Raw genomic sequence first — 26,480 nt, forward strand, 5'->3', positions numbered from 1 at the left:
CCGACTTCAGCTGCTCGATAGCGTGGGTACAGTCATGCAGTGCCTGGACGCGCTCTTCGTTTCGCACCGCCTCCTGCTTACATGACAGGCACATCCGCCTGTTCGACCAACGCCACCCTGGCTGGCTGTTGCAACAACCCTCGGGGCAACCGAAAACCTTTGAACGGTTGTTGAGTAATTGGGTTGAAGGCCTTTTCCGCGTTCAGCCGATAGTGCATCACACCATCACCCGTCCTGAAGCTCAGGTCCACGCTGGTTGCCGTACGTCCATTGAGCGAACCGCGGCTGAGCAGGCGGAACATCGACCAAGGCCCTCGATACTCCAGGCTGCTGCTATTGCCGTTCTGCCTGAGCAGGGTCAGGTTGCTGCGCACGTGTTGCCCCAAGGTATTGGGCCAGACAATGCCGGTGATCTGACTTGGGCCGTGGGTGTAGGAAATCAGCTGGCCATCCAGATCCAGCAGGCTGGTGCGTTGATTTGCACTGAGCCCCAAAGGCTCGATGCTGAACTGCACGCTGAGGTTACCGCGCTGATCAAAGAACGTTTCGCGGATGCGATCAGCCAGTGCCAGCTGCTCGATCACATCGGGACGGATCAGGGAACGCCCCTGCAGACCAGCCTGCAAGGCTTCCAGATTGTCCTTGAGGAAAAGCTTCAGGTATTGATCCTGGAAATGCTGCAGTCGCCCCTTCGGTCCGAAGAACGCTTCAAAGTCTTCCAGCGAAGCGTCGGGTGCCCTGACGACGAATGGGTAGCGCTCGGCCAGGCGCTGCTGGAAGAAGCTGTAGACTTCAGCATCCCACCGTCGCTCCAGCTCGCGCAGCGCTTCAACGTTCAGCACTTGCGCCGTTTGCTCTGCCACCTTTCTGACGTGATGGTTGATTGGCTCCGGCAAGCCAGTGGCGATGCGTTGCAAGGTGCCGATGGGGTCGTGCCCGGTCATTGAAAAGCGCTGATGCACCGCGTGCAGCGCGGCCTTGCCCCGGTCTGGGCTACCCTGTACCGCCTTGGCATAGTCGTGGACGGCGGCTATGGCTGCGTGCATTTCATCGTAGTAGCTCGGTTTTTCGCCTGCAGCGTGCAACATGGCGCTCAAGCCTGCAAACGCCCGCTGGATGGCCAGCGCGTGTTGTTGCTCGGGCTTGCTGTTGACCGAAACAAGCGAGGGAGCCTCATCCGCCACGCCAACATTCACCGGTGATGACAGCGAACTGTTGTCGCGAACCGTCTCCAGCAATCGGTGCACCGGTGCCGCTGGCCCGGCCAACTGTTCAAGGATCGTGACGCCATGATCCAGGTCTCGAAAATCCGCCACGGAGAATGCGTTCAAGGCGCGGCGCCAGCTGTCGATGTAGTCGGCGCTGTACAGGTTGCGCAGGCGCTCGTTCAGCGCAGCCTGGTCGGCATCGGAGTAGTCCAGTTGAGCACGTTCCCCCAGTGCCCACTGGTCGATCATTGCCATTTCCGTAAAGCGCTGACTACGCGGTTCAAAATACTCCTTGAAGCCTTTGGCGGTGAGCATGGCCGCCAGCAAAACACCGTTGTCGCCCTGGCTCGAGCCGGAAGACGGCTGGTAAACGACATCGAACGCAGGGCCCACCTGATGACGCAGGTCCAGACCAGTATGCAACTGCTCCTGGGCCTGCTGCTTCAGGCCCGCATACACGCGTTGTGGCAACGGCACCTTACGCAGGGTCTGCTGCACGTCGCTGACCCGCTGGCGATACTGCGGCAGGTCGGTATCCGAGTAGGCCAGGGCATACTTCAGGTGCCGCATGAGGTCACGTTGCAGCTGCCCCTGGCCGGGGAAGGCCTGTTGCCACTGTCGCGCCATCCATTCCTCGACCCATTCCGCTCGGCGGTTCCGGCGATCCTCGAGCATCCGGTAAACCCGGAGCGCGGCCATTTGCTGCTCGCTGCCGGGGGGCGCCGCATCCATGGTATCGATCACGCCACTGGCCAACGCAGGCAGGAAGCGCCTGGACAACAAACTGAGGTACGCCTCATCCACGGTCGGCCCGATGGCACGGCCCTGATACAGCCCCAGATCAGCAACACCCGGCCACGCAGCGCGGTAGTCGCCAAACACTGCTACCGCATCGCGGATCTGGTCCAGCGGCGCCAGCAAGTTGCGCCCGGTCGGGTCCAGACGCTGATCCACTTCGTGATGGCTGTATTCCCGGCTCTTGGCCAGCACGCTGGCGGCCTTGACGCCATTGATGTCGAAGTAACGATGCCAGCTGGCGATGGCGACGCAGAAGGCCAGGACGCCTACAGAAGCACCCACCCACAGCAATTGTCGCTTGCGCCGTGCCACCCTGACGTTGTCGCCGGCAAGGCCGGCCTCTTTGTAGATGACCCGCCCAAAGGCCTGTTGAATGAAGTAGGCCAACGCCTTGGCCTGCGGCTTGCCCTCAAGCAAGGGGAGGCTGGTCTTGTAAGGCTGCGCCGCCTCACGGACAAAGGCGTTGCGCACGTCACCGTGCTGTACGACCGACGACCAATACACACCGCGCACCAGCGCCGGGGTGGTGAAACGGTCACTTGCCAAGGTCTCGCGCAGAAAGCTCAACAGGATTGGACGCAATCCAAGCAACTGCCTATGCAGTGAGTAGAGACGTGAACGCAACCCAGGGCTACCCTGCACGTCCAGATGATCGATCACCTGCTCGAACAGCTGCTCCAGCAACCGATCGTAATGTTCGCCATACTCGCCCAGCCAAGCGTCGAAGGTGTCGACGGCATCCAGCTTGAACGTGAATCCAAACAGGCTGTTGCGCTTGTCGGCCGAAAGCTTGCTGTAGAATGGGTCGAAGCCGTCCAGCAGATCGAATTTGCTCAACACGACATACAGCGGCAAGCGCGAGCCCAACTGGCTGCTCGCCTCATAAAGACGTGTGCGCAGCAGGTGGGCAAGTGCCGTGCGTTGCTCGACGGTACCGTGCAGTAGCGCGGGCAGGTCGACAACCAGCACCAGGCCGTTGAGGGCTCTCTGGCTTCGATTGCGCTGCAGCCAGTCCAACAGATGCTGCCACAATTTGGCTTGGGTTCCAGACGGTACCGAAGACTCAACGTCTGTGGAGCCACTGCCCAGCGAATCTACGAGGCCGGTCTGGCTGATAAAGGCACCGGGCGGGTCGATGATCACCGCATCATTGCTGATCCACCACCCCACGGGGTAGGCGAGCGCCTGCGCTGGCCGGCCCCGTGCCTGCGCCTTGTCGATGCGGGTCAACGAGAAACTTTGATCGGTGCAGTCAATAAAGCTGCTCTTGCCGGCCTGCCTGGCGCCCAGCACGAGGTACCACGGCAATCGGTACAGCGCGCGACGCCCACCGGCATTGTCCAGGTAGCGTGCAAGCGCTTGGCTCAACGCCTTCTCTTGTGCATGAACGAACGGTTGCGCCGGATCCACCTCGGCAGCCATCGCCTGCTGACGCTCTGCTTGCAACCGGCGAAAGCGCGTTCTCAACACGATCAGCCAGCACAACAGCGCCACCAACACGAACACCAGGCTGGCCACACTACGATGCGCCACACTGGCCAACGGCTGCTGATCGCGCCACGTCCATTGCGGGCCGAGCCACCAGATGGCGACCAGCATCAGCACAGCGCCAAGCCCAAGTAGCAGCGGCATTGCCAGACCGATACGGGTCATCAGCGGCCAGCCCCAACGTTTGAGGTACTTCCAGAGTTGATTCATCGAGGCTCCTGCTCCTTGTTCCGATCGGCCAGCAGGTGGGAGGACGCGTATTGTTGAAGCCGCTCAAATACCTCGGGCTCCCAGTCGCTGGCGGTGGTTTGCTGCATCGTGCGCACTACCCCAGCGCACAGGTCCTGGGCTAACCAGGACACGCCTCGTGCGGCCAACAGGTCCGCTGCGATGACGGTGGTATGGCAGCGCTCGCGAGGGGCTCGAAAACCTGCCTGCATCCCCTGCAGCCTTAGCAACACCGGTTCTACGCCGCCGCTTTCCAGCTGGCTGACCAGTTCTTCGCGAAGGGTGGTGAACTCCTGGGAAGCTCCGGCTTGCCCGGATTGCCCGTCTGCCCCTTTGAGCCAGGCCAGGCATTGGTCGTCGACAAACACCCGACCGTCGCTGAAGCACAGCTGCTGCAGCGCTGGCATGCGCAGCACGAAACGAGCGGTCGCCGCACGGATGGCCTCAGCCACTTCGCCCATCGCCAGCCGCGACGCGGCGGTTGCGGCAAGAAAGCTGCCGCGAATCCAGAAAGGCGAAGCCGACACACTTTTTTCGACCCGCTGGAGCAACGCTGCGTCGATTACCGTGCCGGCGATGGCCTCCTCATAGTCGCTGGCAATATCCCGCGGCACTGCCATCAACTCTGTACGGTTGCCCTGCCGGGTTTGCGGTGCGGCCTGAATGTGGGCCCACAGACCGAAGCGCCGCAGTTGATAGCCGGTCGGGTCGTAAGGGTCCTGCTGATTGATCAGCTCGGCCATGCTCAAGATGGCTCGGCGCGTCTCGCGCTCGTTACCGCCCGACAAGCAGGGTTTCGGGGTGGCGATGACATCCGCCAGCGGCGCAGGTTGGGGGCTCTCCACCGGGGCCTTGGGCGCATCGCACTCACCAATACCGTTGGCAAGCGCCGTGTGTTTGTGCAAAAGGCGCTCCAGCTCAACCAGAACAGCCGGGTCAAGCTGGGCGGCTTCCTGCTGACGTAGCAAACGGGCCAATGCACCCTTCGCCGCTGCGGCGTGAGCCGGGGTGTACGTGAAACGATCAAGGCGCGGCAGCGCATCGATCAAGCGATTGAGCACCAGGCCAACGACCTTGCGCTTGGTCAGGAAGCCCTTCGGACCAGGCGCTGGATGAGCGGTTTCCCAATAGCCCTCGATCATTCCGCCCAGTAACGCCAAGGTGAACCCCCAGCCCTCCCAACAACCACTGCGCAGCCACGCAACGCTCAAGTGCGCGACGATCCGCAGATGCTTGCACTGTCGCTCCAGATACTGACCAGAGGCCTCCTCGATGTAGTCCCAATCGATAGAGGCTTCCTGTAGCCCACCCAGCTTGACCATCTCCTGGTCAATGGCTTGGTAGGTTTCGTCTTCCACATCGAACAGCCCCGCCGGCACCTGGGTATCAATGGGTGCGAGCAAGCGTGTGATTTCTTGCGCCTCGACCTCAGCTACCAGCGACATGTCTTGCGAGCCTCGTCGATAAGCGGGTCCAGCCCCTGAGCGTCAAAAACGAGCCCATCAACAGCAGGGTTGTCGCTCTCTACGTGAATGCGATGTGCCCCGATCAACTGCTTGATCTGCTCGATACCCGGCAAGCCTCTACCAGCGTCGAGCACTTGGCCGTTTTCCATCACTTGCCACGGTGTGGGTGCAGTAGCGCCCCGCTCCCCGCGCAACTGCACCTGCACTCGGCTGGCATCGACGGGTTGGGCGGTGACCAGTTGCAACCTCGAGATGTTTTGCACGCAGCTGATGATCAGGTAGGGGTGCGGTGCAACTGAAGCAATCGCAGGTGCTGAGATCAGGAGCCCGCCCTCTTCAGACCTGAGGCGAAACATCAAGTCCTCGGGCGCCCGCCCCGTCTCATGGATCAATACGCGACGCACCGTGGGCGCCTCCAGCTCCTGCGCTGACCACTGTCGCTGCGGCGTGAATCCCGGCGTACCCGCCGCCTGATCGAAACACGCCAGGCGCTCAATATTGGACACGATCCGTGGGCAGTCCTGCGATGCGCAGGTTAAGGCAGGCATTAATAAAAACAGTAATGAAACGCCGAGGCCACCTGCATAACGAATAATCATCGCACCTTAACGCTCCCACTCAATCGTACACATGCCCCTGCATTAACCCGGCCATTCCAACCGCGAAAAAGAGGCTAGTACATACATTCAACTTTATTCAAGAAATTATTTTGTTACATATTTGAACTCGACGCTCGACGATTATCCAGCGCATGGTTTTTACGCAACGCACAATTCAAACCTCAGGAATCATGTTTATTAAGCGTTTAACGCGCAAGCTTACTTGTAGGAAGCGTCCTACATATAAAACCCACACTAAAAAAGATATATAACCATGACTAAACCCTCCGACTCCGTTGCACCCAAAGAACGCATCAACATCAAATATGTGCCCGCCACCGGTGACGAGCAGGCCGAGGTAGAACTGCCGCACAAGATGATGGTGCTGGGCGACTTCGGCCTCGATGACAGCCGCTCCCTCGAAGACCGTCAGGTCATGCGCATCGATAAACACACCTTCAACAACGTGTTGAACGACGCCGATGTGAGCCTGGCCATGTCGGTGCCCTCCGCGCTTGGCGCTACTCCGGATGCAGAGCTGGCAGTCAACCTGCAATTCAAGTCCATCCAGGACTTCGGGCCAGACCGCATCGCACGCCAGGTGCCCGAGCTGAACAAGCTGCTGCAGTTGCGTGAAGCGCTGGTCGCCCTGAAAGGCCCGCTGGGCAACGTGCCCACCTTCCGCAAACAGCTGCAGCACCTTCTGAACGACGCGCATGCCCGCAAGCAACTCGCGCAAGAACTGGACCTGGTGCTTGAAGCGCCAAAAGCCGACTGAGACAACGGAGCGTCCCCATGCCAAAGCCAAGCACAACTGTCACTGTTGAAACACAGGCCGAAACACTGAGCAATGCCACCTTGCTCGACCAGATCATGGCAGAGACCAAGTTGGTTCCCACACAAGAGGGTTACCAAGTGGCCAGGCAGGGTGTATCCGCCTTCATTGCCGAAATTCTAAAAAGTCATGACCCAGATCAATTGATCAACAAACATCGCGTCGACCAGATGATTGCCGAGCTGGATCGGGTCCTCAGCAAGCAGATGGATGCCATTCTGCATGAACCCGCATTCCAGCAACTTGAATCCGCGTGGCGCAGCCTCAAACTTCTGGTCGACCGTACGGACTTTCGCGAGAACATCAAGCTCGAAGTCTTGCACGTCAGCAAGGAAGACTTGCTCGATGATTTCGAGAACGCCGCCGACATTACCTGCAGTGGTATTTATAAACACGTCTATACCGCCGGTTACGGCCAGTTCGGTGGCGAGCCGGTCGCGGCCATGGTTGGCAATTACAACTTCGGCCCCTCTTCGCCTGATATCAAACTGTTGAGCCACATGGCATCCGTCGGTGCCATGTCGCATGCGCCCTTCATTGCGGCACCCTCCCCCGAGTTCTTCAACCTCAGCAGCTTCGAAGCGCTACCCAACCTGAAAGAAATCAAAGACATCTTCGCCGGCCCACGGCATGCCAAGTGGCGTGCGTTCCGCGAGAGCGAAGATGCTCGCCACACCGCGCTGACCGGGCCGCGCTTCATGCTGCGCTCCGCCTACCATCACCAGGACCAGCCGATCAGCAGCTTCCATTACGATGAGAACATCAACGGCCGGCACGACAATTACCTGTGGGGCAGCTCAGCCTTCCTGTTGGCCAGCTGCATCAACGACAGCTTTGCCCGCTACCGCTGGTGCCCCAACATCATCGGCCCGCAATCGGGAGGTGCCGTCGAAGGCCTGCCGGTGCATCTGTACGAATCGCTGGGCCAGCTGCAGGCCAAGATTCCTACCGAGGTACTGATTTCCGACCGCAAGGAATTCGAGCTGGCCGAAGAGGGCTTTATCGCCCTGACCATGCGCAAGGACAGCGACAACGCCGCGTTCTTCTCAGCCAACTCGGTGCAGAAGCCGAAAAACTTCCCCAAGACACCCGAAGGCCTGCAGGCACAGACCAACTACAAGCTCGGCACCCAACTGCCCTACCTGTTCATCGTCAATCGCCTGGCCCACTACATCAAGGTGCTGCAGCGCGAGCAGATCGGCAGCTGGAAGGAGCGACGCGACCTTGAGTCCGAACTCAACAAATGGATCAAGCAATACGTCGCCGACCAGGAAAACCCTTCGGCCGATGTGCGCAGCCGTCGGCCATTGCGTGCTGCCAGGGTCGAGGTCTCGGACGTGGCGGGTGATCCGGGCTGGTACCAGGTCTCGCTCGCCGTGCGCCCGCACTTCAAGTACATGGGCGCGAACTTCGAAATTTCCCTGGTAGGCCGGCTCGACACGCAATGAGCGGTTTCTTCGATCGTTTGATGGCGGACCCGTCCGCCATCCGGGAGCCGTCTCGCCAGGAAAACGCTTCGCACAAGTTCGCGGCCATCAAGCGCCACCTCGAAACGTTGCTGAACGCTCGCCAGGGTTGCTCCCAAAGCAGCCCCGAGCTGGGCCTGCGCGACTTCAACGGGCATGACGTCAGCAGCGGCGACCTGCTGCAGCAAGTGAGCGCCGATATCCGCCGTACCCTCCAGCGCTTTGAGCCGCGCATCCACGTGCGCGCGCTCAAAGCGATACCGGATTGTAGCGCCCCGTTGGAACTGCATTTCAGGCTCGACTGCCAGGTGCAGGTCAACAACCAGGCAGAGCAGCTGCAGCTGGAGCTGCTGGTAAACGGACACAACCGCTGCACCCGAGTGAGGTGACCCATGTCACTGAAGGACAGATTCAGCGAAGAACTGCGTTACCTGCACGAGTTGGGAAACGACTTCGCCAAGGACAACCCCCAGCTTGCCCGGCTGCTAGGCAAGGCGGGCAGCGACCCCGATGTCGAGCGGTTGATGGAAGCCTTTGCGTTTCTAACGGCCAAGCTTCGGCTGAAGCTGGAAGATGACCTGCCAGAACTCACCCACCCCATGCTGCAGATACTGTGGCCCAACTACCTGCGCCCGTTGCCCAGCGCAACGATTATCCGATTCTCGCCACGCAAACAATCGCTCAGCCAGTCACAGCACATTCCCAAAGGTGCAAGGTTGTTCTCGAAACCCGTGGACGCCGTGCCCTGCGAGTTTCGTACCTGCACGGGAGTGAGCCTTCATCCGTTTGAAATCAGCGCCGTCAGCGCAACCCAGACACTCGACAGCTCTGTGGTTCGCATCGGCCTGCAAACCTTGGTCGAACGGCCCCTGAATACGTTGGGCTGCGCCCGTCTGGATTTCCACCTGAGCGGCGACAACCGCACCGCTCTGACGCTTTATCTATGGATTTCTCAATACCTCAAGCACGTCAGCGTGATCATGAACGGCGAGGTGCGCCGGCTACCGGCCAACAGCATCGGGTTCCCAGGTTTCAGCCCTGAGGAGGCCTTGCTGCCCTACCCGCAGAACGTGTTCGATGGCTACCGTATTCTGCAGGAATACTTCGTGTTCCCGAAGCGCTTCCACTTCTTCAGCATTACCGGCCTGGAAAAGCTGTGGCCGGCACAAGCCTGCCCGCAGGTGGGCATCGAGTTCCATTTCACGCGTCAACTGCCAGACACCCTTCGCGTTGGCACAGAAGATTTCAGCCTGTTCTGCACCCCGGCTGTCAACCTGTTCAAGCACAGTGCCGAGCCCATCGACCTGGCCAGCGAGGCTGCCCAGGTCGAGCTGAAGCCCAGAAGCGAGGCGCAGTCCGCTTACGAAATCTTCAGTGTCGATGAAGTCATCAGCACCCGAACAACCACTGACGGAAGTACCGGTGAGCACCTGCGGACTTTTCGCCCTTTCGAATCGTTCGCCCACGAAATCGAGCATGTCCAAGGCCGCACGGCGCTGTACTACCGCTGCCAACTCGAAGAGTCCCTGCGCGGCGATGGCGTGACCCACCGCATCGCCTTCGTGCGCGCCGATGCCAACAGCTACATAGGCGAGCTTGAAACGGCATCCATCGACCTGACCTGCACCAACAGGGACTTGCCGCTGGCGCTGGGCGTGGATGACATCAACGTCCTCACCGAAGTCACGCCGCCCCTGGCGACCTATACCAACATCTGCGCCCCCACCCGCCCCTACCGGCCCGTGCTGGATGGCCAGTTGCAGTGGGCGTTGATCTCCAACATGTCGCTCAACTACCTGTCGCTGCTGTCGGTCGAGCCGCTCAAGGCGGTTATTCGCACCTACGACTTCGCGGCGTTGCACGACATCCAGCAAGCGCGCACTACCGGCAAACGCCTCGACGGTATCCGCGACATCCACACGCAGCCCATGGACTGGCTGATCAAGGGGCAACCCATCCGAGGCCTGCACACCCAACTGAAGCTGGACCAGGCGGCCTTCCTCTGCGAAGGCGACCTCTACCTGTTCAGCTGCGTGCTCGCGCACTTCTTCGCCCTGTACGCCAGCATCAATTCCTTCCATCAACTGGAAGTGATCAACGCCACCAACAACGAGCACTACACATGGCCCATCCAGACCGGCAAGCAACCGCTGATCTAGCCGACAAGCTGCTCACCCATGCGCACCAGTACAACTTCTTCCAGTTGCTGGAGCGGTTGCATGGCCTGCACGGCGACGACCTGGAACCGCGTTGGGCGGATGAGGCCACCCGGCTGCGCGTGCGCCTGGCCAGCGACCCGCGCCTGACCTTTCCCGTCTCTGATGTGTACAAGGCCGAGCGGATGCCCGGGGAGGAGGAGCGCTATCGCGTGTGCACCACGTTCATGGGGCTGCACGGTACCGACTCACCCTTGCCCACCTATTACCTGGAACAGGTGGCCTATGAACATGCCCAGGGTGTAGGCGTGCGGCCGGCCTTCTTCGACTTCTTCAACCATTACCTGCTCAGCCTGCTGCACCGGATCTGGCGCAAGTACCGCTATTACATCCGTTTTCAACCCGGTGCGCGCGACGGCTTCTCCCAGTACATGTTTGCCCTGCTCGGGCTGAACGACAAACAGCTGCGCGGTGACACGACACTGCCCTGGAGCCGCCTGCTCAGCTTTGCCGGGGTTATCGCCAGCCGCAGCCGCGCACCGGGGACCGTCGCCGGCATCATCGCCCACTGCTTCGATCTGACGCACGTGCAGATCCGCGAATTCGAGACGCGCTCGGTCACCACCAACAGCAACCAGCTTGTAAGCCTCGGGCGCAGCAACGGCGAGCTTGGCAGCACGTTCATGGTCGGCACCCGCACCCGCACCCGCAGCAGCAAGTTCACCATCGTCATCAGCGAACTCGACCAGGCGCAGCTGCATGACTTGCTGCCCAGCGGCATCAACTTCGGTCGCCTGCGCGCCTTGATTGATTTTCTGCTGCGCGATGGCCTGGCGTATGACCTGGAGCTGCACCTGAAACAAAACGCACTGTCACCGTTCTGCCTGCACCGCAGCCAAGGCGCCTACCTGGGCTGGACCAGCTTTGTCGATGACCACGATGGCCAGATCCGTCCCGTTGTCCGCTTCCGGGGGCGCTCATGAGCACATTGACCTTGTGCATCATCAATCTCGACCAGGTGCAGCACACCGTCACCCTGCGTCACCGGTTCGATCGCACGGGCGGCACCATCGGCAGCGACGGGGCCGATTGGGTGATCAAAGACCCCATGGCGGCGTTCGAGGCGCTGGCTGATGCGGCGCCATCAACCACGGCCCCGCTGCAACAGCTGACGGCGGGAGAGCGCCCATGAGCCGCCTGGTTTTCTTGATGGCGCCTCTGCTGATCGTGCTGGTCGGGATGCCAGGTTGCACGTCCTTGAGCAGAGCCACCAAGGTGGCGCTGGACCACTCGTTACCAATCGGGCCGCCCAAGGACGACCCAACCCAAGTCGCGTTCAGCATCAACGTCAGCCCAACGCTCAACGGCAACCCGAACAGTGTCGACGTGGCGGCCATCCCCGAGAGCATCCTGGAACCCAGCCCCTACGCAGTCACCTTGAGCGCCGGCGATCCGCACGCACTGACCGACAAAGTCGGGACCTTGCTTGAATACCTGCAAGCGCAATTCCCCGCGATGTCCCGCATGGAAACAGGCGAAGAGGACCAAAGCGAATGGGCTCGCTCCCCGATGGAAGAAAGCTCGCCCGGCAGCTATGACGACCCCACGGTGGTGCTCACGCTGCCGAGCAGCAAGGCCGAAGCCAGCGGGCCTGTCGCCACACCGATTGCCATCAAGATTCTGCAACTGCGTGATGACTCCCTGCTGCGCAACAGCGTGTACCAACTGCTGGACGATGACCCCGCCAAGGCACTGCGCAGTACCTACATCCGCGATGACGATTACCTGCTGAACCCAGGCCAGTTCAAGTTCATACCGTTTGAGCCCATCGAGCCCGAGACCCGCTTCGTCGCGGTGATCGGCGACTACAGCAACCAGCAAAACGCGACCTGGCAGCACGTGTTGCGAATTCCGCCACGCGGCCACCAGATCATTCTCTCAGTGCTGGTCAATGACGCGCAGATCCTGCTCAAGGAGGAGGAATGACAGCGCCTCTGCACCCTATCCCCCCTACTCACGCTGACACGGAGCGCCCATGAGTTCACGTAACCCCGTTCTGTGGCCCGAAGGCCTGTTCGTCAAACCGCAGCATTTCCAACAAGCTGCGCGGGCCAGTGAAGCGGCCTTGCATCAACGCCTTGGCAGCCTCAACGCGGCCTTCTACGGCTTCAGCGAACTGCAGCTGAGCACCGAATACCTGAGCCTGGGCAAGGTCGCCATCACCAAGGCGCGCGGCATCATGCCCGATGGCACGGTGTTCGATATTCCTGCCGATCTGCCGCCGCCGCCGCCCCTGGAAATCGAGGACGACGGTTCGAAAGACAGCGAGATATTCCTGTGCTTGCCGCTGCGTACCGAGGGGGGCCGTGAAGTCAGCTGGCCCGACAATGCCGCCAACTTCCGCTACAACGCTCAGGCAGAGGAGATCAAGGATACCCACAGCGCCGACGGTGACCTGGTGCAGGTCGACCTGGCCGTGCCCAACCTGCAGCTCAAACGCAAAGCCGATGACAGCAGTGCCTACACCCGCCTGGCCGTGGCTCGTATCCTGGAGCGGCGCCCTGACGGCAGCCTGCAGTTGGATGAAACGTTCTACCCCACCAGCGTTTCGGTGCGGGCAGTGCCGGCCCTTCAGCGTTTCCTTGAAGAGATCACCAACACCCTGCGCGAGCGTGCGCGCAATCTTGCCGCCCGCATCGGCGCTTCGGGCCAGTCGGGTATCGCCGACATCCGCGACTTCAACCTGCTGCAGGCCATGAACCGCTGGTGGCCGTGCTTCAACCACCTGGCCAGGCAAGGACAAACACACCCCGAGCAGTTGTACCTGTCCATGAGCCAGGCGTGTGGCGAATTCGTCACCTTCACCGACGAGAACCGGCTGCCGCAGGAATACCCGGCCTACCACCACACCGCACTGCGTACCTCGTTCAAGCCCCTGGAGGATACGCTCCGTCGAGCCCTGAGCACGGTCCTGCAACCCCGCGCCGTGTCACTGCCGCTGGAGACCCTGGACTTTGGTGTGATGACGACCACGCTGGAAGACCGGCGCCTGATCGACGAAGCCGATTTCATCATCGCCGTGCGCGCCGACCTGCCGCCGCAAACGTTGCGCCAGATGTTCATACAGAAAGCCAAGGTCACCTCACTCGAATCCTTGAATGACCTGGTGCCTTTGCAACTGCCGGGCATCCCGCTGCTGCCCCTGCCGGTTGCTCCACGCGACCTGCCCTTCCATGCGGGCTTCAGCTACTTCGAACTGGACCGCCGTGACCCCGCCTGGGCCTGCATGAAGACGGCCAACGGCTTCGGCTTCCACGTTGCAGGTGAGTTCCCAGGGCTTGAACTGCAGTTCTGGGCGATCAGGGGTGAATGATATGGAAAACAGTAACCCTACCCTCAACGACGCGAAGCACGTTGCGGATACGGATTTGCACGCGATGCTCGAGAAGTCGCTGCCCAACGACGCACCCGCACCTGCAACTTCCACTGCATCTGCACAGGAGCAGAAGCCGGAGCCTGCATATCAGGGCTACCCCGCGGATCCGGAGTTTCAGCTCAGGGGTGGCTGCGCCAATCTCATGCTGGATGCCGCGGCGCCCTTGTTCGGGCTGGTCATGCGCCTGCGCACGCTCGATGAACTGCCCAACATCAAAGATGTGCATCAGCAAGTACGTATTCAGATCGACAGCATCCGGGAAGAAATACGCCAGCACGGCTATGAGCCCGCCCAGCTGTTGGCGTACTCCTACGGCCTGTGCCTGTACATCGATGAAGCGGTGATGGATCGGCCCTGGGGCAAAAGCAGTTGCTGGAGCCACGAGCCGCTGCTCAGCATCTTCCACGATGAAACCTGGGGCGGGGAAAAATTCTTCACCGTGCTTTCCCGCCTGATGCAGGAGCCCAAGCGCTATCAGGACGTGTTGGAGTTCATGTACTTCGCACTGTGCCTGGGTTTGAAGGGCAAGTACGCCATCGCCCCCAAGGGCGAAGAGTCACTGAACGCCCTGATCCACCAGCTCCACGGGATCATCCGCGAACTGCGCGGCCCCACCCCCGAAGAAGTCTGCGACCCCTACACCAACGTCGCCCCCAGAAACTTCCGCATGAGCCGGATATGGCCGTGGTGGAGCCCGTTGGTCATCTCCGCCATCGCCATGGCGGTGGCCTACGGGATCTACAGCTACCGCCTGCACCTGATCACCACCGAGGTGCTGGAGTCGCTGAACGGCATCTTGCAGCAATAGCCAACCGTGACACAGCACCACTGAATGCAACGAATTCGCGAGGTTTTTGCCTCGCTGACAAGCCCATCGCTCCCGATGGCCACGCCACCCGTGGTGCGCGTGCTTTAACCACATGGACGCAGGAGTAACTGCCATGCCAACACCCGCTTACATCAAGATCGTAGGCCAGACCCAAGGCAACATCACCGCTGGCGCCTTCACCGCTGACTCCGTCGGCAACGTGTTCCAACAAGGCCATGAAGATCAGATTCTGGTTCAGGAAATCAAGCATGAGGTGACTACGCCCACTGACCCCCAGAGCGGTCAACCGAGTGGCCAGCGCGTGCATAAGCCTTTCATATTCACCAGTTCACTGAACAAAGCTACCCCTCTGATGTATCAGGCACTTGCCACCGGCGAAATGCTGCCAACGGTCGAGGTCAGCTGGTATCGCACCTCGTCGGAAGGCAAACAAGAGCATTTTTTCACCACCACGCTCGAAGACGCCACCATCGTCAGCATCAATACCGTGCTTCCCCACGCACTCGACAAAGACAATGAAAACTACACCCAGCTGGTTGAAGTATCGCTGGCGTATCGAAAGATCACGTGGGCTCACGATGTAGCCAATACCGAAGGCTCTGACGACTGGCGCGCACCCGCCGCCTGACCTGTGCAAATGCCCCGGGCAGGCCATGCCCGCCCGGGCTTTGTGTTGATTCAGACGGCGGACAAGGATCTTTTATGCCTAGCCAATCTGATTTGCGCTACAGCTTTGAGGCACTCGTTGGCAAAGCTGAATTCGAGGTGGTGTCGTTCGAACTCCGAGAGGGCATCAGCGCACCCTTTGAACTGGAGCTGAAACTGATCAGCTTCGAAAACGACATCGACTTCGGCCATTTGCTCGACAAACCCGTGCTCTTCACCATCTTGGACGGAGAACGCCCGGTACGGTACGTGCACGGCCTTGTCAGCCGTTTCAGCCAGGGCGAGAGCGGCTTCTACCGCACTTACTATCACGCCTTGGTCGAACCGCAACTGGCCCGCGCAAGGCTGCGCTCGAACTGGCGCATCTTCCAGCACAAGACCGTTCCGCAAATTCTCGAGCTGATGCTCAAGCGCCAGGGCATCGACCAGTACGAACTACGCGCCAGCCTGGACCATCAGGTGCGCGAATTCTGCGTTCAGGCCGGTGAGACGGACTTGGCGTTCATCGCCCGCCTGGCCGCTGAAGAAGGCTTCGTCTACCGCTTCGCGCACAGTGAAAAGCTGCACAAGCTGATCATCACCGATCGGCTGCAGTCCCTCGGCCTGATCAGCCATGGCGCCATCGAGGCCGACCATGAAGACGAGGGCTTCTGCGATGACGACGAGCCGGTAGGCCCTGACAGCGTGCTGTACCAAGCCAACAGCGGTGGCGATCAAGCCATACCCTGCCTTCGCCGCTTGCGCTACAGCGAGCAGGTGCGCACCGCTCGCCAGGTGCAGCGCGACCACACCTTCACCCACCCGGCCTACCGCCAGGAGCACAGAGCCGCCGGGCCCTTCCTGGAGCATCAGAGCAAAGAGTACGAATACTTCGATTACCCAGGCCGCTATAAACGCGATGCCGTGGGCAAGCCGTTCACCGAAAACCGCATCACAGCGCTGCGCCATGATGTGCGTATTGCCGAGGTCCAGGGCGATGACGTGCGTCTGCAACCGGGGCTCAGTTTCACCCTGACCGGTCACCCACGTGACGACCTCAATGCGCATTGGCGGGTGAACACGGTTACCCATAAAGGCCACCAGTTCACCAGCCTGCAGGAAGAAGCCGCCGGCGCCGATGTAAGCACGCGCTACGAGCAGACCGCAGTGCTGGTCCCCGGTCGGACCGAATGGCGCCCTGCGCCATTGAAAAAACCGCGAATCGACGGGCCGCACATGGCCAACGTCGTCGGCCCGCCTGGCGAGGAAATCTACTGCGATGAATGGGGCCGGGTAAAAGTCAGTTTCCCCTGGGACCGCGAAAGCCAGAACAACGAGTTCAGTTCGTGCTGGCTGCGGGTGTCTCAAGGCTGGGCGGGGGGCAGCTGGGGCTCGATGGCCATCCCTCGGATCGGCCAGGACGTGATCATTCATTACGTCAACGGCGACCCCGACCAGCCGATGATCACCGGGCGCACTTACTGCGGTGACCAACTGCCGCCTTACGACCTGCCCGATCACAAAACACGCATGACCATCAAGAGCCAGACCCACAAGGGGGAAGGTTTCAACGAGCTGCGTTTCGAGGATGAGCTGGGCAAGGAGGAAGTGTTCATCCATGCCCAGAGAGATCAGAACACTTTGGTCAATCACAACCAGTCCCTCTCTGTGGGCGTCGATCGCACCCAACAGGTTGGCCAGGACGAATCGATCGCCATTGGCCGCAATCGTCTGCGCGTCGTCAAGGCCAACGACACCTTGAAAGTGGGGGGTGGCAAAAACGACCTCATCGCAGGCGACTACGAGGTCGAAGCGGGCAACACGCTACGCCTCAAGTGCGGCAAGACCCTTATCGAAATGCATGCCAACGGCACGCTGAACATCACCTGCGAGACCTTCAACTTCACCGCACAGCAGACCGGGCAGATCAACACCCTGGCGGCAAAGCTCGACCTCAACCCAACGGGTGGTTTGGCGGGCGCGGGCGCGAACGGGCGCGACAGCGACTCACTCAAGGCTGACGTGGATGGGCATTTCGACTAGCGCTCGCACAGCCACCCTGCACTGAACTCAAAAAGGACTACCCGAGATGACCCAATACCTGACGCACGATGTAATTCTCGATCTGGGTGATGAAGCCCCCGAGGACTTGACGCTGAACATGCTGCGCTTCCCCAACAGACAAACCACGTTGGTGATCGCTCGCAGCCCTGTTGCAACCACCAAGACCCTGGATGAGGCCTTGGACGACCAACTGAACGTCTTACGGAAGAAGTCAAAGGCGCTGACCATTACGCCCGCGAAAGTGACCCGCCTTGGAAGCAATGAGCATCCCGTCGACAGTCGGGAAATGGCCATCCAGTTCATGGTCGGCGACAAGCCCCACTACCAGCTTCAGGCGGCCTGCCTGATACCGGGGCAGCAACGGATGCTGGTGCTCAACTACAGCAAGCCTGGGCCCTTGAGTGACGACGATATCAGTCACTGGCGTGCGCTTAAAGACGAGCTCCGATTTGCCTGAGCCTCTCCACGCACCAGGACAAGGACTTTCGGATTGCTAGGAGCTTACCGCCAATGGCGCAGACCGTTCATGCCGCCCGAATGGGCGACGCAATTCTTCATCCATCGCTTGCCGCTGAAATGATCAGCGCAGTTGCCGAGGCCGTTATCTATGCAGCGGCCACCGCGGCCGTCGCCGCAGCCATCAGCTTGGCCGTGGTTGGCACCGTAGCCACTGGCGGTGCGGCTGGCGTCGCCATCGCCGCCGTCGCGGGTGTGGCAGTCGGCGCAATGAGCACCCTTTCCGTCGGCGAAGACCAGACTGTCGGCGACGCCATCTCCAGCTTTTGCGACAGCCTTGGCAACAGCGTGGACTCGCCCGATCCCTACGGAAAAATCGAGAGCGGGTCAACCAATGTGCTCATTAACAGTGAGCCCGCTGCGCGCGCGGCCGGCATCACTGGCCCACCGGGAGGCGGCGCAGCCGATACTGAACAAGAGGAACCATCCATCCTGGAGAACGTCGGTTCCATGGCCATGGCTGCGGTGCCTTATCTCGTCCCGTTCGTGGGGCTGGGGATGGCCATACGTGACATCTTCAACCCGCCCGTGACCACACCGGCCGACCCAGGCTCGGAGCCCGCGGAAGGAGACAAGATCAGCTGTTCGCGCCACCCGCCCCTGCCCGACACCTTCATTGCGCAGGGCTCGGACAAGGTATTCATCAATGGCCAACCCGCAGCGCGTTCAGGTGACAAGACCACCTGCGATGCCACGATTGATGTGAATGAAAACGTATCGCCCAATGTGCGCATTGGTGGCGGTACGGCGACGGTCCGGGACATTCGCAACGGCAAGAGCAAGATTGCGATGTTTACCGGGATTATTGCGGGGATGCTTATCTCCCGAAGGTTTGGCCGCATCAAAGGGTGCACATTAGGCAACCCGGTTGCTGTTGCCACAGGGAGCAAGCTGCAGGAGGGGCCGGAGGACATCGACTTCAATCTCCCAGGCTTGCTGGGCATCCAATGGGCACGGCGCTACGACAGCAGGGACATGCGCAGCGACGGTCTACTGGGGATGGGTTGGAGTGTCCCTTATGAAGTTGAGCTGGCCCGCGTCCCACATCCTCAAGGCGGTACGCTGTGGATCTACATCGACAACGACGGTAACCGACTGGAACTGGGCCGCCTCAGTGCCGGTGATGCCTTCGTCAGTGTCGTAGACGGCTTGGCCTTCTTCCAGCTGGGGGACGGCCAGACCGTTGTCGAAGATATCAATGAAGGGCTTTATCGGGTTTTCGATACCGACCCGTTGAATTCGAAACGCTCACGGCTGATCAGGCTCGGCGACCGCAATCTCAATTGCCTCGACCTGCTGTACGACGAACAAGGGCGCCTGAAAGCCCTCTATGACAAGTACGGCCAAACGGTCGTGCAGCTTCACTATGCCGCCAGGCATCCCCAGCGTGTCAGTGAGATATCACGGGTGTTCCTGAAAAACGGTGAAACACCGGCTGTGGAATGCAGCGAACTGCTGGTCAGCTATCGCTACACCGACAACGGGCAACTGCATGAGGTATTGGATGCGACGGATCAACGAGTCCGCCGCTTCACTTACACCCCCGAGGGCCATCTCAATAGCCATCAACTGGCTAGCGGTGCTGTCCGAGAGTACGAATGGGCCCGCTTCGCCATTCCTGAAAAACGCCCTGCCCCCAAGCGCCTAGACGGCACGCCCTACCGCTTGCCTCCACTGCTGGAGCCACAACCCGATCACGAGTGGCGAGTGATTCGTCACTGGGGCAGCGATGGTGAAGAGTACCGGTTCGAGTACAACCTGGAAGCCGGTGAAACCCTCGTCACGGACAACCTCGGCCGCCGTGATCACTACTACTGGGGGCCACTGTACGAGGTCTATAAGCACATCGACCCTCAGGGCAACTGCTGGCTGGCGGAAGTTATCGCCGGACAGCTGATCAAGCGCATCGACCCGCAAGGGGGTGAATGGCGCTACAGCTACGACGATATCGGCCGTCTGATCGAAACCTGCGATCCCCTCGGCCGCCGCGAACACATCAAATACCTACGACATTGGGCACTGCCCGTCCAGGTCACCGATACAGCCGGACGAACTCGGCAATACGGCTACGACAGCCACGGCAATCTGCTCTGGCAGCAGGACCCGCTGGGGCGCGAGACACAGTACCAATACGACCCGGAAGGCCGTGTTACCCAGGTCACCGATGCCCTCGAAAAGAGCAAGTACCTGAGCTGGAACACGTGCGGTCAGTTGCTCAGCTACCGCGACTGCAGCAATGCCCAGACGCTGTATCACTACGACGCCCAAGGCCGCTTGCGCGAAAGCATCAATGCCCGGGGTGAACACACCCACTTCCGCTACGACGCACGTGGCTATCTGGTCGAAAGCGAACGCCCGGACGGCCGCATTGACCGCTATGAGGTCGATGTTGCCGGTCAGCTGACGCGCTATATCGACCCTGCACAGAAAACCCTGCAATTTCGCTACGACCCCAGCGGCCGGTTGGTCGAACGCACGGACGCCATGGGCTACAGCGTGAAGTTCCGCTACGACGCCTATGGTCGGCTACTGCAACTCACCAACGAGAATGACGAGTCATACCGCTTCGGCTGGGACGAACTGGACCGGCTGGTGGCACAAAAAGACCTGGATGGCAGTGGCCGCCTCTATGCCTACAACGTGCTGGATGAGGTCATTCGTCTTACCCATGTGCCCTCGCCTGACGAGCAGCCGCCGCTGTCCGACAACGCCCCGCCGACACGGACGGCTGCCATCCGCCACGACTTCGAGCGGGACGCCATCGGCCGGCTTCTCAGCAAGCGCACCGAAGATGGCACCACCGACTACCGCTACGACGCGGCCGACAATCTGTTGTCCATCACCTTCACAGACAACAAAGGAGAAAAACAGCAACTCGACTACACCTACGACGCCAACGGGCAATTGCTCAGCGAAACCAATAGCGCTGGCTTGCTACAGTACCGCTACGACGAACTGGGCAACCTGCAGACGCTGGTCCTGCCCGACCAACGCGAACTCAACCACCTGTACTACGGCAGCGGGCACCTGCACCAGATCAACCTGAACGGCCGGGTGATCAGCGATTTCGAACGTGATGCGGTGCACGACGAGGTCCTGCGCACCCAAGGCAAGCTGGTCACCCGCACACGCTACGACACCAGCGGTCGCCTGGCCGGCAAGGCTATTCACTATCGCGATGCCCCTGCTGAAGTGCTGCCGCTGCTGGACAAGGCCTATCGCTACGATGCCAGCGACAACCTGATTGCCGAGGTACTGACCCAGACCCAGCGCCGTGGGATGACAAACGCCGCCAATGACGAAAACGCGCATCTCGAACAGATCATCGGCCGCTTTCATGACCTACCCCACACGGGCAAGACCTATTCGGGACACAACCGTTACAGCTACGACCTCAACGAGCAACTGCAAACCGTTCAGCAGTCACGCCCCAACTGGCAGGCCACGCAGGTCGAGGATTACAAGTACGACAAGGCCGGCAACCTGTTCGACGGCCCCAAGCTAAACGGCCTGATCAAGCACAATCGAGTGCTGGTGTATCAGGACAAACGCTACCGCTACGACCGCTTTGGACGGTTGTGCGAGAAGCGGATCGGCAGCAACTGGGTACAGTATTTCGAGTATGACGCCGAGCAGCGGCTGGTTTGCGTGGAGCAGTACCGCAGTGGCGAGCGTGAGCGGGTGGTGTTTGCCTATGACCCGTTGGGGAGGCGGATTAGCAAGGAGGTTTATCAGAGGGACTATCCAGAACCGCGTCGGCGGGTGTTGTTTCACTGGCAAGGGTTGCGCTTGCTGCAAGAAGTGCAGAGTGGGCTGGCTAGCTTGTATGTGTATGCGAATCGGGATAGCTATGAACCGCTGGCACGCATAGACGGCAAATTGGGTAGTGAAACGACACATTACTTTCACACCAACCTGGCCGGCCTGCCGGTACAACTGACTGATTCTGTTGGCAACGCGATCTGGCGAAGTGACTTTAAAGGTTGGGGACAACCGTTTGATGAGTGGCATAGCCTGCAACAAGCCAGCGAGCAAAACTTGCATCGTCAAGGGCAGTATTATGACCGTGAGACTGGGCTACACTTCAATACACTCAGATTCTATGACTCTGACATTGGTCGATTCGCTACTACAGATCCGATAGGACTCAGCGGCGGGCTCAACCTTTATCAATATGCTCCCAACCCACTCACGTGGATTGACCCGCTTGGATTGTGTCGTCGAGGAAATGCAGCAACCAAACGACATATGGATGCTGTCAGAGACCAATTCCTGCGTGACAACAAACTCTCTCCACACCACCACTCTGAAGGTGGACGACAGGTAGGCACTGGTATTGAGCTGAGAGAAACATATTTGAGACCCCTTCACGGCAGCCCCGGCCGAAGCGGCGGTTCTTACACAGACATGACATTCATAGACTCCAAGGGCAGAACAGTATACATTCAAACAGTTGATAAAGGGAGTGTGAACGGAATGTCCAAACGCGAATGGGATAATGCAAGTCGAATTATCCAACAAGACCCCAACTCCATTGTAATTACCGTCATCAAGGGGAAGGTTGTGCCGAGCGGCACGCTAAATACTACAAACATGCCTACGGGCCAAATAATTATAAGGTAACCGCGCATGGCAAACCAAACCCCAACCCTTCTAATATTCATGACTAAAGTGGATGAGGCCAAGTTCTCTCAGGCATTAGTCTCAACCTTACCCGAGATAACCTTTCTTAACATCGGTGACTGGCCTACAAAAAAACCCCTCACGAAAAACACTCTAGGCGATTGCAGTAGCGATAGCCCCCAGCACTCCATATGGAACAAAGCAATATTACCCACAACCGATTACATAGAAAATTTTATTTTTCACAACGAAACTAATAATGCCTACTTTGGAGCAACTATTGGACCTGGCCTAATTCAGTACATCAGACCGAGCATCGCAGATTATGATAATCTTTCCCTCCGCAATGGGCGCCTATCATCATCCTACGATCCAAAAACTGACCCGCAGACTCACTATTTTGTAAAAGAAACATTCAGAATACTAAGAACAGGAGCCAGAAGAGTTTATCTAGTAGATCGTAAAACCGGACAGACAGATGACAAACCTGAACTCCATTTTTTTGCATGGCCGGACGCTGCAGAAAAATACAATGGCGACAATGGTAAATATCTAACTAATAACTTCCTAACCTATTTCGTCGCTACCCCGCGTAAAAAATCGTAAGGCACCACGACTCGCCAGCCCATTTCGGGGCATGTATAAAATGCCCCAAACGAACGACCGCCATCCGCCACGACTTCGAGCGGGACGCAATCGGCCGGCTTGTCAGCAAGCGCACCGAAGATGGCACCACCGACTACCGCTACGACGCGGCCGACAATCTGTTGTCCATCACCTTCACAAACAACAAAGGAGAAAAACAGCAACTCGACTACACCTACGACGCCAACGGACAACTGCTCAGCGAAACCAATAGTGCTGGCTTGCTGCAGTACCGCTACGACGAACTGGGCAACCTGCAGACGCTAGTCCTGCCCGACCAACGCGAACTCAACCACCTGTACTACGGTAGCGGGCACCTGCACCAGATCAACCTGAACGGCCGGGTCATCAGCGATTTCGAGCGTGATGCGGTGCACGACGAGGTCCTACATACTCAATGCAAGGCGGACTCTCCGTACTGCACCAGTAAACTCGCTCAGGATAGGGGGGCGTCCAAAGTGGCAATGGCAAACATCAGCGAGAATGCCATGCTCCTTAAGAACCTGCACAATCATCTGCTCGCCGTCATCGCCTGGAAAATCCGTTGATTCGTGCGTCAATCCAGATACGCAAGACAAGGGCCCAGGACCAGAGAGTAACGCTTCAGCCGCTTGCCCGATTCGCCTTGGCCTACCTGAGGAATCAAACCGCGAATCCCCTCGCCAGCAAAACCGAAGCTCAGAAAAGCTGGCTGATTGAGCAGGGCTTCCCAGGTTCAGGCTTGCACCTGCGCTGACGCATGCTGCCTGCAGGCTATGCGTTTCAAGGGGTAGAGGGAGATTGTTTGAATTTACTTCCAAACCGCCGCGGCGCCACTTCGATCGAAAGCGTTTAACCCCGCGGCGTCCATCGTTGAAACAAAGGTGGAGCCGTTGTTCCGCACCGTGCCACCCGTTCATATCTGGCACTGGCGATGACGGAACCTGAAGAGCAAGCCAGCGTCATAGCCTCATGCAGCAACTCGGCATCAGTGGACTCGATGCCGCCATCCGCATGACTCAGGATGGAGACGGCTCAACGGTTTCGAGCCGTTCGATCTGGAATTGCCAGGAGCAACAACATGCGCAAACGGATGAGTGCAACCAACCTAAAGTGGGCCTGCGGCTGGCTCGCAGCCGCGGTTTTGGCACTGTGCTGGTGGCTGCCGCTACCTTTTCGCTCCACCGCCGATGATGGCCCGCCGCGGATCTACGGCAACCCCGAAGCGCGCTTCACCCTCACCCTCTACGCCGAACTTGAATGCCCGCACTGCCAGGCCTACCTGCCGCAATTGCAGCGCTGGATCGTCACCAACGATCACGTCAACCTGGCCTGGCATCACCTGCCCCTCCCCCAGCATGAACCGGCCGCCAGTCGGGAAGCGCGACTGATCGAATGCATGGGCCAGCGAGAGGGTCGCGAAGGCGTTTGGGGGGCGATGCTCTGGGTCTACCTGCATACCCAAGGCAACGGCCGTGGGTTGGCTGCTGGACACGACTATCCGGACATCGGCCCGTCCCTGCAACGCTGCCTGGCCGGCGAACGGGCTGCCCAAGTCGTGGACACGCAAAAAGCGCAAGCCTTGGAGAACGGATTCAACGCCACCCCCACGCTGCGCCTGACCGACAATCACACCCAGCACACCCTGATCCTGGAAGACCCAATCGATCCCGATGCCTTGCTGTCCGCAGTGGACCTGTTGAGCGCACCCGAGATTTTTGAAATGCCCGCTGACGTGATCAGCGATATGTCCAGGTAGCCCACGGCGTCACGGCCAGGGCGCCGCGTTGTGGTGTTTGTACTTGAATTTCGTGGAGGGAGGGGATTGAGGCAGAATGCATTCGAACGAAAAAAGGCCCCGAAGGGCCTTTTTTCAACGACTTACAGACTTCGAGTGAAACCTGTAGATCTTTATTTGGAGCGGGAAACGAGACTCGCATCGGGCTTGCGAGCTGTTGAAATCGATAGGTTTTCAGCTATCCCTGAGACAGGGACAGCCTTGATTCTGGACTCATTGCTGCCTGATGGCAAGATAGGCACAGCCGCAAGGCAACCGCCTTACCTATCGAGCTCAATGCTCCTCGAACGCCTGCTGGTCAGCATTCGCTGAACCGCATAATCAGAACAGATCGACCGGATAATCCACAATCACACGATATTCGTCGGTATCACGCTGCATGTCGGTTCGAAATACGCCATAACGCAGCTGCACACTCAAGTCCTTGGCCGGCCCGCTCTGCACGACATAGCCGAGGGTCATGTCACGGGCCCATTCCTGCTTGTCGCCGCTGGCCGTCTGGATGTTGCCGCCCTTGTAGAAATTGGTCTTAAAGGTCCCGCCGGGGACACCGAGGGCAGCGAGGTTGTACTGGTAGCGGAGCTGCCAGGTGCGTTCACCCGAACGCTGGAACTTGCCCGACATGGTCTCGGTGAAGAAATAACTGGTGGTCCCGGCCCCTTCATTGACCCACACCGCATCACTGTCGCCATCTACCTGCTGGTAGCCGGTGGCAATCGTGTGGGCGCCTACGGCATAGGTGAACAGCACACTGCTCAGGCGACTGTCGACTTTGCCACGGGTACGGCCATCACCGTAGTAGCCGCTACTGAAGTATTCAGGATCGTGGCTGTTGCGCCCGTCCGAACGGTTGTCCCAGAAACGGACGTCGGTGGTCAGCCGGCCGGGGCCGAGGTTCACGCCGTACACCCCGCCCAGGAAGTGCTGTTTGTAGAAGTCCGTAAGGTTGGCGTAGTAGTACTGCAGCATCAGGTCATCGGAAACCTTGTAGCGACCACCGCCAAACCAGAACTCGTTCACATGGGTGCTGCGCGTGGTGTTGACGGTCGGGTTGACCGGGTCGGCAGTGGCGTTGGCACCAGCGATAGACAAGCCTTCCCAATCAGTCGACCCACGCTCCTTGACGCGGTCGATACGTCCGGCGGTGAGGGTCAGGTTGTCGATGTCCTTGGACTCGACCTGAACACCACGGAAAGTCTGGAACACCAAACGATCGCTGGCGAACAGTACCGGCAGTTGCGGCTGCAATGTCCCGTAGCGCAACACGGTATTGCCCACCCGCGCCTTTAGCGTCGGCCCCAGGCTGGAAAACTCGCTGACGGCGCGCCCGTCGCTGTCGGTGGGGAAGATGTTGCCGTTGCTGGCGGTGCTGGTGGGGTTGTAGTGCCGGCCCTTGCCCGAGTCCAGGCGAACGCCGAGCATGCCCACCGCATCGACGCCGACGCCCACTGGCCCTTCGGTAAAACCGGAGCTGTAGTTGAGCACGAACCCCTGGCCCCACTCCTGGGTGTAGTTCGGGTCAGCGGCGCCGTCGCGGTTGTCCGCCTGGCTGAAGAAGTTGCGCAGCAGCAACGTCGCGTGACTGTCGTCGATAAAACCGGCGGCATAGCCGCCTTGGGCCACAACCAGCCCAAGTACGCCCAACGGGTACTTCATCATCAGCAAATTCCCCAAGCCCAAATTGATCGGATGTCGGCAGGC

Annotated in this window: 19 protein-coding genes and 1 pseudogene; 16 read left to right on the plus strand and 4 right to left on the minus strand. The window is 59.6% G+C overall.

Features of this window, described 5'->3' with window-relative positions; translation table 11 throughout:
• Window positions 1-77 precede the first annotated feature (77 nt).
• Genes tssM through vasI form a run of 3 tightly spaced genes read right to left on the minus strand, consistent with a single transcriptional unit; the run spans window position 78 to window position 5,787 of the window.
• Window positions 78-3,704, minus strand: a complete 3,627-nt coding sequence (gene tssM, locus AA098_RS18500; protein ID WP_064614880.1) for a type VI secretion system membrane subunit TssM — start codon at window positions 3,702-3,704, stop codon at window positions 78-80.
• Window positions 3,701-5,167 carry a type VI secretion system protein TssA gene (gene tssA, locus AA098_RS18505; RefSeq protein ID WP_064614881.1) on the minus strand — a complete coding sequence of 489 codons (1,467 nt, stop codon included), beginning with the start codon at window positions 5,165-5,167 and terminating at the stop codon, window positions 3,701-3,703. The genes tssM and tssA overlap by 4 nt, the downstream gene beginning before the upstream one ends.
• Entirely contained in the window at window positions 5,155-5,787 is a 633-nt protein-coding gene (gene vasI / locus AA098_RS18510; protein WP_004576458.1) for a type VI secretion system-associated protein VasI, read from the minus strand. Before vasI ends, tssA begins: the two co-directional genes overlap by 13 nt.
• Before the next feature lie 274 nt (window positions 5,788-6,061).
• Between vasI and tssB the strand changes: the two genes are divergently transcribed.
• From tssB to AA098_RS18590, 16 genes and pseudogenes are all read left to right on the plus strand, one after another.
• The gene (gene tssB / locus AA098_RS18515; RefSeq protein WP_004576457.1) at window positions 6,062-6,565 is read left to right on the plus strand and encodes a type VI secretion system contractile sheath small subunit; all 504 of its coding nucleotides are present in this window, start codon (window positions 6,062-6,064) and stop codon (window positions 6,563-6,565) included.
• A gap of 17 nt (window positions 6,566-6,582) precedes the next feature.
• Window positions 6,583-8,070, plus strand: a complete 1,488-nt coding sequence (gene tssC, locus AA098_RS18520; RefSeq protein WP_064614883.1) for a type VI secretion system contractile sheath large subunit — start codon at window positions 6,583-6,585, stop codon at window positions 8,068-8,070.
• Complete coding sequence (gene tssE, locus AA098_RS18525; protein ID WP_064614885.1) at window positions 8,067-8,477, plus strand: type VI secretion system baseplate subunit TssE; 411 nt, start codon at window positions 8,067-8,069, stop codon at window positions 8,475-8,477. Before tssC ends, tssE begins: the two co-directional genes overlap by 4 nt.
• A gap of 3 nt (window positions 8,478-8,480) precedes the next feature.
• Window positions 8,481-10,247, plus strand: coding sequence for a type VI secretion system baseplate subunit TssF (gene tssF / locus AA098_RS18530; protein ID WP_064614887.1), 1,767 nt, complete (start codon window positions 8,481-8,483; stop codon window positions 10,245-10,247).
• Entirely contained in the window at window positions 10,211-11,227 is a 1,017-nt protein-coding gene (gene tssG, locus AA098_RS18535) for a type VI secretion system baseplate subunit TssG (RefSeq protein WP_064614889.1), read from the plus strand. The genes tssF and tssG overlap by 37 nt, the downstream gene beginning before the upstream one ends.
• Window positions 11,224-11,436 (plus strand): hypothetical protein, encoded by a 213-nt coding sequence (locus AA098_RS18540; RefSeq protein ID WP_003251348.1) that lies wholly within the window; start codon window positions 11,224-11,226, stop codon window positions 11,434-11,436. Before tssG ends, AA098_RS18540 begins: the two co-directional genes overlap by 4 nt.
• Entirely contained in the window at window positions 11,433-12,230 is a 798-nt protein-coding gene (gene tssJ / locus AA098_RS18545) for a type VI secretion system lipoprotein TssJ (RefSeq protein ID WP_064614891.1), read from the plus strand. Before AA098_RS18540 ends, tssJ begins: the two co-directional genes overlap by 4 nt.
• 49 nt (window positions 12,231-12,279) lie before the next feature.
• Entirely contained in the window at window positions 12,280-13,617 is a 1,338-nt protein-coding gene (gene tssK, locus AA098_RS18550) for a type VI secretion system baseplate subunit TssK (protein WP_003251351.1), read from the plus strand.
• Between the two features lies 1 nt (window position 13,618).
• Window positions 13,619-14,488 carry a type IVB secretion system protein IcmH/DotU gene (gene icmH / locus AA098_RS18555; RefSeq protein WP_064614894.1) on the plus strand — a complete coding sequence of 290 codons (870 nt, stop codon included), beginning with the start codon at window positions 13,619-13,621 and terminating at the stop codon, window positions 14,486-14,488.
• 133 nt (window positions 14,489-14,621) lie between these two features.
• A complete protein-coding gene (locus AA098_RS18560; protein ID WP_010954872.1) occupies window positions 14,622-15,137 on the plus strand; it encodes an Hcp family type VI secretion system effector in 516 nt (171 codons plus the stop codon).
• Window positions 15,138-15,211: 74 nt separating this feature from the next.
• Window positions 15,212-17,197, plus strand: coding sequence for a type VI secretion system Vgr family protein (locus AA098_RS18565; RefSeq protein ID WP_064614896.1), 1,986 nt, complete (start codon window positions 15,212-15,214; stop codon window positions 17,195-17,197).
• A 46-nt stretch (window positions 17,198-17,243) separates the two neighbouring features.
• Window positions 17,244-17,675, plus strand: a complete 432-nt coding sequence (locus tag AA098_RS18570; RefSeq protein ID WP_003251359.1) for a DcrB-related protein — start codon at window positions 17,244-17,246, stop codon at window positions 17,673-17,675.
• Between the two features lie 53 nt (window positions 17,676-17,728).
• Complete coding sequence (locus AA098_RS18575) at window positions 17,729-22,357, plus strand: RHS repeat-associated core domain-containing protein (RefSeq protein WP_256544906.1); 4,629 nt, start codon at window positions 17,729-17,731, stop codon at window positions 22,355-22,357.
• Window positions 22,358-22,363: 6 nt separating this feature from the next.
• Entirely contained in the window at window positions 22,364-22,963 is a 600-nt protein-coding gene (locus AA098_RS29280) for a hypothetical protein (protein WP_140400444.1), read from the plus strand.
• A gap of 44 nt (window positions 22,964-23,007) precedes the next feature.
• Window positions 23,008-23,406: pseudogene (locus tag AA098_RS18580) on the plus strand (RHS repeat domain-containing protein); the annotation flags it as partial.
• A 656-nt stretch (window positions 23,407-24,062) separates the two neighbouring features.
• Window positions 24,063-24,740: a DsbA family protein gene (locus AA098_RS18590; protein WP_004576451.1), complete on the plus strand. Its 678-nt coding sequence runs from the start codon at window positions 24,063-24,065 to the stop codon at window positions 24,738-24,740.
• Window positions 24,741-25,100: 360 nt separating this feature from the next.
• Here the strand turns inward: AA098_RS18590 and AA098_RS18595 are convergent, their stop codons facing one another.
• Window positions 25,101-26,438 carry an OprD family porin gene (locus AA098_RS18595; RefSeq protein ID WP_054888933.1) on the minus strand — a complete coding sequence of 446 codons (1,338 nt, stop codon included), beginning with the start codon at window positions 26,436-26,438 and terminating at the stop codon, window positions 25,101-25,103.
• Between the last annotated feature and the right edge of the window lie 42 nt (window positions 26,439-26,480).

It is taken from the genome of Pseudomonas sp. JY-Q, from assembly GCF_001655295.1.
In the GTDB taxonomy this organism is placed as follows: domain Bacteria; phylum Pseudomonadota; class Gammaproteobacteria; order Pseudomonadales; family Pseudomonadaceae; genus Aquipseudomonas; species Aquipseudomonas alloputida.